We start from the raw sequence: 8,537 nt of genomic DNA, 5'->3' as shown, positions 1-8,537 counted from the left end.
ATATTTAAATACTTAATAATATTCCCAAACGTTTCTCTTCCTTTGATAACGCCTTGTTCTAATACCATTAAATCTTTTTCTAGCAGAATAATATCCGCAGATTCTTTCGCAATATCGGTGCCTGTATCCACGGATATACCGACATCCGCATCCCGTAAAGCCGGCGCATCATTGATCCCATCCCCCAGAAAACCAACCGTATGTCCATTTGCTTGTAGTAATTTTAGGATCCGAGATTTTTGCAGTGGGGTTAATTTGCAGAAAACGGAAACTTGTTCAACTTTTGGGAGTGTTAGAAATTCTGTGTCATTCCAGTAATATCTATCAAAAAGGAATGACAAATGACTCAACTTTTCGATTTCGACAACGCCCTGAAAGCTCTTCAGAATGGTCAGGCTCTGACCGGTAAAGATGGCATCCTGACCCCGCTGATTAAGCAACTTACTGAAGCTGCATTGGCCGCCGAACTTGACTCCCATCTCACCAATGATGCTGAAGCTAACCGCAGGAATGGCTCTACGAAAAAGACCGTTAAAGCACCAACCGGTAGCTTTGAGCTGGCTACTCCACGCGATCGCAACGGCTCTTTTGAACCACAACTGGTGAAGAAGCACCAGACCACACTATCAAACGAGATTGAGCAAAAAATTATCCGGTTATTTGCCATCGGTATGAGCTACGCCGATATCAGCCGGGAAATAGAAGATCTATATGCCTTCAGCGTCTCCGCAGCTACCATCAGCGCTGTCACTGACAAGGTTATCCCCGAACTTAAACAATGGCAGCAGCGCCCTCTGGAGGCGATTTATCCCTTTATATGGCTGGATGCTATTCACTATAAAATCCGTGAGGACGGGCGTTACGTCAGTAAAGCGGTCTATACTGTTCTGGCGCTCAATATTGAAGGCAAGAAAGAGGTTCTTGGCCTCTATCTGTCTGAAAGTGAAGGAGCTAACTTCTGGCTGTCCGTGCTGAGTGACCTGCAAAACAGGGGGCTGAAAGATATTCTGATAGCCTGTGTGGATGGACTCACTGGTTTCCCTGAAGCCATCAACAGTATTTTTCCACAGACAGAAGTTCAGTTGTGTATTATCCATCAGATCCGCAACTCGTTAAAATATGTCGCCTCAAAGCATCATAAAGCGTTTATGGCCGACCTGAAGCCGGTGTACCGGGCCGTATCAAAAGAGGCGGCAGAGACCGCGCTGGATGAACTGGATATTAAATGGGGGAATCAGTATCCGGTGGTCATCCAGAGCTGGCGACGAAAATGGACTCATTTATCTGGCTATTTTCGCTATCCTGCTGATATCAGGAAGGTTATCTATACAACCAATGCAATAGAATCAGTCCATCGTCAGTTCAGAAAACTGACAAAAACAAAAGGTGCATTCCCGAATGAAAACAGTTTGCTGAAACTCCTGTATCTTGGGCTGCTTAATGCACAGGAAAAATGGACAATGCCGATCCAGAGCTGGAATCTGACACTATCGCAGCTATGTATTTATTTTGAAGGACGCCTGGATCATGTGATAACGTTGTAGCAGCTAAATTAACGTGACACAGAATTCTGAACGCCCTCCAACTTTTGTTTTCAGCTCCTCATCATTCATCGCCTCGACTTCAAGACCCGTCATAATCTCATCAATATTCAAACCTACATCATGGCAAATTTTTTCAGTGATCACGGCATTATCGCCAGTAAGCACTTTGACCATCACACCATTTTCTCTTAGTGCAGCAATAGCCGAAATTGCACTCTCTTTTGCAGGGTCTAAAAATGTAAGAATACCTTGTAACTCAAGCTGTTGCTCTGCTTGAGCTGATAACGGTAACAAAGCTTCTGCATCATTTAATGAACGCGTTGCCAGCAGTAATACCCGGAAACCCTGTTTATTATAGTCACTGACTAACTCCGCAATCCTAGCTTTAGCTTGAGCATCTAATAAGGTGGTATGTCCATCATGCTGATAACTATGACAAACAGCCAACATCTCTTCCGCAGCCCCTTTACAGATCAATAAAGCATCACCTTCAGGGGTTTTTACTGTGACCGATAATTTTCGGCGAATAAAATCAAATGGTAGTTCATCAATTTTTTGATAAGCCTTCAACTGCTCGACCTTATCATTACCACGGCCACGTCGAATAATTGCCTGATCCATCATGTTTTTGGCACCGCTTTGATGGAAACTATTCAACCACGCCAATTGCAAAATTCGACTATCTTTTTGCCCATTGCTGTCGAGATAATGCTCTAAAATAATGCGATCTTGCGTTAGCGTGCCTGTTTTATCCGTACAGAGTACATCCATCGCACCAAAGTTCTGAATCGCATTGAGCCGTTTAACGATAACCTTATGCTTAGACATGGCTATCGCCCCTTTTGCAAGGTTCGAGCTCACAATCATCGGTAACATTTCTGGGGTTAACCCTACTGCAACTGCCAATGAAAATAGTGTTGCCTCAAACCAATCGCCTTTAGTGAATCCATTGATTAATAAGACAATCGGCACCATTACCAGCATAAAGCGGATCAGCAACCAACTCACACTATTCACACCGCGATCAAAAGCAGTTTGAGCTCGAGTTCCAACAATCGATTTGGCCAGCGAACCTAGGTACGTTTTGCTCCCCGTTGCAACCACAATACCTCTCGCTGTCCCACTTGTCACATTGGTGCCCATCAAACAGATATTTGAAATTTCAAGTAATTCATTTTCTGTCGGTGATGCGGGCTCCAAGCTTTTTGCGGACACATTTGCGAGAGTGTCATATTTTTCAACAGGGATAGATTCCCCCGTTAAAATGGCTTGGCTGATAAATAGATCTCGAGATTCCACTAGTTTTAAATCCGCGGGAACCATATCCCCTGCCGATAATAAAACGATATCCCCTGGTACTAAGCATTTGATAGGTACTTCCTTACGAATAGAACGTCCGGTTCTATCATCGCGGCGGAATACAGTAGCCGTGGTTCTAACCAAGGATTTCAAGGCTTCTGCCGCTTTATTGGTTCGATATTCTTGCCAAAAACGTAGCAATCCGCTTAATACAACCATTGTGACAATGATGATAACACCTGTTAAATCAGTCTCTTCACCCTGACGTTCTGGGATCACGTAGTCAGTAAAGAAACTCACAATCGCGAGGATCATCAAAACAAAAATAAATGGATTTTTAAAAGAAGTGAGTAATTGCTTCCAAGCAGGAGGCGCTTTTTCATGAGCAACTTCATTTTCACCTTCTACCACTAAGCGGTCGAGAGCTTCATTTTCAGATAAGCCCAAAAGGTTAGTTTGATATTCATTGAGAACCTGCTCAATGTTTTTGCTCGCTTGTTCGCCAACAATGAATTTTTGGCGTGCAGGGGCTTTTGCGCCTTTGCGCTGATGCCTTATTTCAGTCATAACGTTATCTCTATAGAGTACAGTTGTACTTTTTAAACGCTATCTGACTGAAAATATTGTATTTTAGCCAGATAGCTCCTGTTTATATCTCCAAGACGGGGGGTGCTCGTCCATTTAAGCTCCTTTAATCAGTTAATTTTTAGCAATCAAGCGGGTAGCTCAGATGCCACTTTCCAATTGATAGCACTGACACTTTGCTCAAGACTAATCCGGCAAACCAATGCTTCTATCTCTTTTTGCTCTACTGGAGTGGCAAGAAACTCTGCACACACCTCCAGCTGTTCTGGTTTCAATGTATCTGCGCTACTCAATGACTGTAAGCGAATATGCAGCCCATTAATGGCTTGTAAAATCAACGTTCTAACAAGGATTTCATCACCTTGGTGACACATCACCCGTATTTTATAACGCTGCTCAACATCTAATGCCTGCTGTTGCGGCTGGCGATTAATTTTTGCTGCAGCTTCTCGCAGTAGAATGTTTGCACATAAAATCAATAAGGTAGCTATTGTAGCCAGTGAGTATTGTCCTAACCCGCATAACACACCAATCCCTGCTGAACACCATAGTGTTGCAGCTGTATTCAGCCCTCGAATATTCATGCCTTCACGCATGATCACTCCAGCACCTAAGAAGCCAATACCGGACACAATTTGTGCAGCAATTCGGCCAGGGCTATATGGTGAAGTCGTCACTGAACTCAAAATAAATACCGCCGCTCCCGTGGCAACTAATGCATTCGTGCGTAATCCCGCCATCCTTTGACGCCATTGGCGCTCAGCACCAATTAATGCACCAAGGCACATAGCGGATAAAAGATTTAATATCTCGTGAGTGAAAAACATAATGATCCCTCCATCAAATAATGGATAACAATTAATGAGCATAATAAAAAACCCATGCCAAAATACTGAATAAATAAATATTCAGTATTTAATGGCTATTGCCCGGAGGGAATAGAGAATAAATATAAACTGTCATGATACACACTCACTGCAACAGTGATCATTCCATCTAAAAATGAAATTTATTATATAAATCAGGGAGTATGAGTGATGAGATACATCAGATACCGCCTGCCATCGTGGCAAGCAGTTAATAGAAGAGATTATTAATTACTTGCCAATTAAATTAAGTTTTTATGACAACTCTGACTGTCCAAGTAATTTATCTCCAATAGGTTAATGTGCCCTGAGTATAGATGTGGCAAATTATTAAGTAAAGATTTAAATATTAATTATTTCTTTCGTATTAATTTATTAAATTCTGCACATACGAAAAAGCCCGTCCTTAAAAAGGACGGACTTTAGAAAATCAGTTAAGCAATTAGCTTAGATAGCAGTTACGTTAGCAGCTGCTGGGCCTTTTGCACCGTTTTCAATGGTGAATTCAACTTGCTGGCCTTCTGCCAGAGTTTTGAAACCATTGCCCTGAATGGCAGAGAAGTGGACGAAAACGTCTTTGCTACCATCAGCTGGAGTGATGAAACCGAAGCCTTTAGACTCGTTGAACCACTTAACTTGACCTTTCATTTTGTCGGACATTTGACTTTTTCCTATATAACATCAAAAAAACTTGCCTTTTGGCATATACGGGCCAGAGTCAACTATTTAATCAGGGAAACACTAAGATGAAGCGTCACGGTCAAAGGCTATCTGTGATAACTTTTTTCTTTAGAACACACTAACTCAGTACTCGTACATCAAATAGGACTGCTAAACAGGCCGATGCTCATTAACTCATGACTTTGAGATAATAGCAACTATTTTATACATGTAATCTCAAAAATATTGCCATTTTTTCGGGTACATCACTTTTGAGTAGGATTATGTTAACAAAAAAGCTGCATTTTATTGATATTTTAAAGATTTATTTAGACACAACCATCCCCTTTTCTTGAAAGAAGACGAAATAAACCTGAAATAATGACAATCCAGTTAAATATTTTTTTTAACTGATATATAACAATTCATTCCCTCCATGATACCCTCCTAGTATAGATATCTGACAGAGAGTCACTTACCATGGATATTATCAAACAAATACTTATCGACGACTTAAATACCATCAACCAACGTGAGCAACGTGATGGTAAACCTTACTTTAATAGCCAATTTCTCGCTAACCACCCTTATTTATGTATTGGGATGATTGCAGCCTATTTACCACTTGCTGTAATCTTATGGTATGCCCCCTACTTTGGACCTTATTGGACTCTGGGAATAACCCTCTTATTTATTATACTGGCAAGTGTTCTGCTATTTGATATCAAACCAGTTTACCATTTTGAAGATATTGGCGTGTTAGATTTGCGCGTTTGCTATAACGGCGAATGGTTTGTCACTGAAACTGTATCGGAAGACGCGTTAAATAAAATGCTAGAATCGCCGGAAGTCAGCACGGCTAACAAACAGGAAATTTCTCGTTTGTTAGCATTGAAGGGGTCTATCTCCTTTTATGATATCTATCATATTGCCTATCCCGAAGTTTCTGCGCCAACACAAGTTACTTTAGCCGCTCAAAATTAAAACGTTATCAACAATATAGCGTAGTTTTTATTCGTAATGAGCAGCGAATGAGCAATTGAATTTATTTTCTATTTTTATCGTTGACAGGTCGAGGTGATATCGTTAATATTCGCCTCGTTCTCAGGAACAACCCAATTCCTCCATAGTTCAGTCGGTAGAACGGCGGACTGTTAATCCGTATGTCGCTGGTTCAAGTCCAGCTGGAGGAGCCAAATTTAAGAAGCCCGCTCAGGTTATCCTAGCGGGCTTCTTGCTTTCTAGCTTATTCTCATGTTGTACGCTTCCGCTTATCGACCCTTCAATTCTGATACATGACCTCGTGATTTTAATTCTTTCCCCCTACACAACTCAAAATAATATCGACAAAGACCTTCGTTTTTATCGTCAAGGCATAAATAACCACCACTTTGTTTATTTAACAACCGGTTGGTCGTTTTTTTGAATTTTATGCTTTACAACTGCCTATAGGCTGGGTAATATGCGCCTCGTTCTCAGGAACAACCCAATTCCTCCATAGTTCAGTCGGTAGAACGGCGGACTGTTAATCCGTATGTCGCTGGTTCAAGTCCAGCTGGAGGAGCCAAATTTAAGAAGCCCGCTCAGGTTATCCTAGCGGGCTTCTTGCTTTCTATCTTTCACTACTTTCTATTTCCTACCATTTTCACTCATCCATTCTTAAACCCAACCTTTTTAACCGATTCTTTTTTCAACAGTTTTCTCTCATTCCTCTTTCCTTAGCACCTTGTTAGATCAAAATTCTATCGATTCGTGCAGATAACAGGCAAACGAACTTATTTTGTCATTTTCCCCTTTGACATTAGTGATTCAGAACGCTAATATCCTCTGCGTGTTAAGGGAGTTCCTCCATAGTTCAGTCGGTAGAACGGCGGACTGTTAATCCGTATGTCGCTGGTTCGAGTCCAGCTGGAGGAGCCAACTTAATATTTCCTTTCTTTGTCCTATTCTTATTTAATCCCTTTATTTTCCAATGCGTTAAAAAATCCTCTAGCAAAATAATTTCCATTTATCTTGTCCTTGATCATAGCTATTTAATCGTTTTCGTTTTATCATTCTTTCCCGGCTTGAGCATCTGCTCATCACTCATCCCCCCTTTATGGAGCCGGTTTAATGACAACTGTAACTACCCTAACGATCCGCCGCCCTGATGATTGGCATGTTCATTTTCGCGATAATGAAATGTTAAATACAGTCGTGCCGTTCACTAGCCAATTTTTTGGTCGTGCCATTGTCATGCCTAACCTCGTACCACCCGTTACCACAGTGGAAGCTGCAAAAGCTTATCGCGAGCGTATCAAGCAAGCAGTTCCAGCAGGACATCAATTTACCCCGCTGATGACATGCTATTTAACAGATACAACCGATGCTAATGAATTAATCCGTGGCTTTAATGAAGGTGTATTTACCGCCTGTAAATTATACCCAGCAAATGCCACAACTAACTCTAGCCATGGTGTATCCGATATTAAGAGAATTTATCCTGTTTTAGCTGCGATGGAACAGGCTGGGATGCCACTGCTCATTCACGGTGAAGTGACCGCTAGCCATATTGATATCTTTGATCGTGAAGCGCTATTTATTGAACACGTCATGCTCCCATTACGTGCTCAATTCCCTCAGTTAAAAGTCGTTTTTGAACACATCACCACAAAAGAAGCCGCACAATATGTGTTAGATGCGAACGAATTTACTGCGGCAACATTAACGCCCCAACATTTAATGTTTAACCGTAACCACATGCTAGTGGGCGGCGTTCGACCACACCTGTACTGCTTACCTATTCTAAAACGAAATGTTCACCAAGAAGCGTTACGGGCTGCCGTCGCATCCGGTTGTGATCGCTTCTTCTTAGGTACTGATACCGCTCCTCATGTTCAGTCACGTAAGGAAACCTCGTGTGGTTGCGCTGGCGTATTTAATGCTCCAACCGCACTAGCGGCATACGCTACTGTATTCGAAGAGTTAGATGCCTTGGCTCATTTTGAAGCATTCTGCTCACTGAATGGACCTAAATTTTACGGATTGCCTGTTAATGAAGGGCACATTACATTGACCAAAGCTGAAAATATAATGTGTGAATCTATTGCTTGTGGAACAGATAAATTAATCCCATTCTTAGCGGGTGAAGATTGCGGTTGGACAATCAAAGTAAGCTAATAACATTTTGATGTGGAAAGGTTTTATCCTTTTCACATCTTTTCTTGAACGAATCTTCGACTATTTTTTTAATTTTTATTAAAATTCATAGAAAAAATAGATTTATTACTATCATATTAAAAAAATCTTCTTATACTAGATATAGCTCGTTCTGAGTTACCTGCTCTTAGTCAGTAATAGATATTCATTATTTATCACGATGTTTGATTAGGAGGTCTAAATGAATAGAAAAAATGATGTAATCCAAACTCACCCTGTTGTTGGCTGGGATATCAGTACTGTCGATGCCTATGACGCGATGATGCTACGCTTACATTACCTCCCCGAACAAAACAATAGTCCAGATAGCGCTATTGTGGATAAAACCATGTGGCTGACGACTGATGTAGCCAAACAGCTGATTAATATTCTTCAGGCTGGAATT

At 41.3% G+C, this 8,537-nt stretch carries 6 protein-coding genes, 3 tRNA genes and 2 pseudogenes; 7 read left to right on the top strand and 4 right to left on the bottom strand.

Features of this window, described 5'->3' with window-relative positions; translation table 11 throughout:
* Positions 1–284: pseudogene (locus PSF16_RS15690) on the bottom strand (HAD-IC family P-type ATPase); the annotation flags it as partial.
* A 57-nt stretch (positions 285–341) separates the two neighbouring features.
* On the opposite strand from PSF16_RS15690, the gene PSF16_RS15685 reads away from it, so the two are divergent.
* Positions 342–1,544, top strand: coding sequence for an IS256 family transposase (locus PSF16_RS15685; protein ID WP_272689618.1), 1,203 nt, complete (start codon positions 342–344; stop codon positions 1,542–1,544).
* Between the two features lie 21 nt (positions 1,545–1,565).
* Here PSF16_RS15685 and mgtA read toward each other — a convergent pair.
* The 3 genes and pseudogenes from mgtA to cspE all read right to left on the bottom strand — a co-directional run.
* Positions 1,566–3,410: pseudogene (gene mgtA, locus PSF16_RS15680) on the bottom strand (magnesium-translocating P-type ATPase); the annotation flags it as partial.
* 146 nt (positions 3,411–3,556) lie between these two features.
* Positions 3,557–4,255, bottom strand: a complete 699-nt coding sequence (locus tag PSF16_RS15675; protein WP_272689617.1) for an MgtC family protein — start codon at positions 4,253–4,255, stop codon at positions 3,557–3,559.
* A 486-nt stretch (positions 4,256–4,741) separates the two neighbouring features.
* Positions 4,742–4,954, bottom strand: a complete 213-nt coding sequence (cspE, locus tag PSF16_RS15670; RefSeq protein WP_004909801.1) for a transcription antiterminator/RNA stability regulator CspE — start codon at positions 4,952–4,954, stop codon at positions 4,742–4,744.
* Positions 4,955–5,434: 480 nt separating this feature from the next.
* Between cspE and PSF16_RS15665 the strand changes: the two genes are divergently transcribed.
* From PSF16_RS15665 to bssS, 6 genes are all read left to right on the top strand, one after another.
* Positions 5,435–5,938 carry a YlaC family protein gene (locus PSF16_RS15665; protein WP_006662069.1) on the top strand — a complete coding sequence of 168 codons (504 nt, stop codon included), beginning with the start codon at positions 5,435–5,437 and terminating at the stop codon, positions 5,936–5,938.
* Between the two features lie 136 nt (positions 5,939–6,074).
* Positions 6,075–6,150 (top strand) — tRNA-Asn (locus tag PSF16_RS15660).
* 295 nt (positions 6,151–6,445) lie between these two features.
* A tRNA-Asn gene (locus PSF16_RS15655) sits at positions 6,446–6,521 on the top strand.
* Positions 6,522–6,798: 277 nt separating this feature from the next.
* A tRNA-Asn gene (locus tag PSF16_RS15650) sits at positions 6,799–6,874 on the top strand.
* A 192-nt stretch (positions 6,875–7,066) separates the two neighbouring features.
* Complete coding sequence (gene pyrC, locus PSF16_RS15645) at positions 7,067–8,113, top strand: dihydroorotase (RefSeq protein WP_154600680.1); 1,047 nt, start codon at positions 7,067–7,069, stop codon at positions 8,111–8,113.
* A gap of 220 nt (positions 8,114–8,333) precedes the next feature.
* Positions 8,334–8,537: biofilm formation regulator BssS (bssS, locus tag PSF16_RS15640; RefSeq protein WP_272689616.1), on the top strand; the 204-nt coding region annotated here is incomplete at its 3' end.

Origin of the sequence: Providencia sp. PROV033 (genome assembly GCF_028484855.1) — a bacterium.
Taxonomy (GTDB): Bacteria; Pseudomonadota; Gammaproteobacteria; order Enterobacterales; family Enterobacteriaceae; genus Providencia; species Providencia alcalifaciens.
The sequence above is the reverse complement of the archived record's forward strand: the minus strand, read 5'-3'. Positions and strand labels throughout refer to the sequence as shown.

What these genes read in the sequence shown, in the direction of transcription:
- PSF16_RS15675 (WP_272689617.1), bottom strand. Translation starts at nt 4,255, where the DNA reads ATGTTTTTCACTCACGAGATATTAAATCTTTTATCCGCTATGTGCCTT.
- PSF16_RS15685 (WP_272689618.1), top strand. Translation starts at nt 342, where the DNA reads ATGACTCAACTTTTCGATTTCGACAACGCCCTGAAAGCTCTTCAGAAT.
- PSF16_RS15665 (WP_006662069.1), top strand. Translation starts at nt 5,435, where the DNA reads ATGGATATTATCAAACAAATACTTATCGACGACTTAAATACCATCAAC.
- pyrC (WP_154600680.1), top strand. Translation starts at nt 7,067, where the DNA reads ATGACAACTGTAACTACCCTAACGATCCGCCGCCCTGATGATTGGCAT.
- cspE (WP_004909801.1), bottom strand. Translation starts at nt 4,954, where the DNA reads ATGTCCGACAAAATGAAAGGTCAAGTTAAGTGGTTCAACGAGTCTAAA.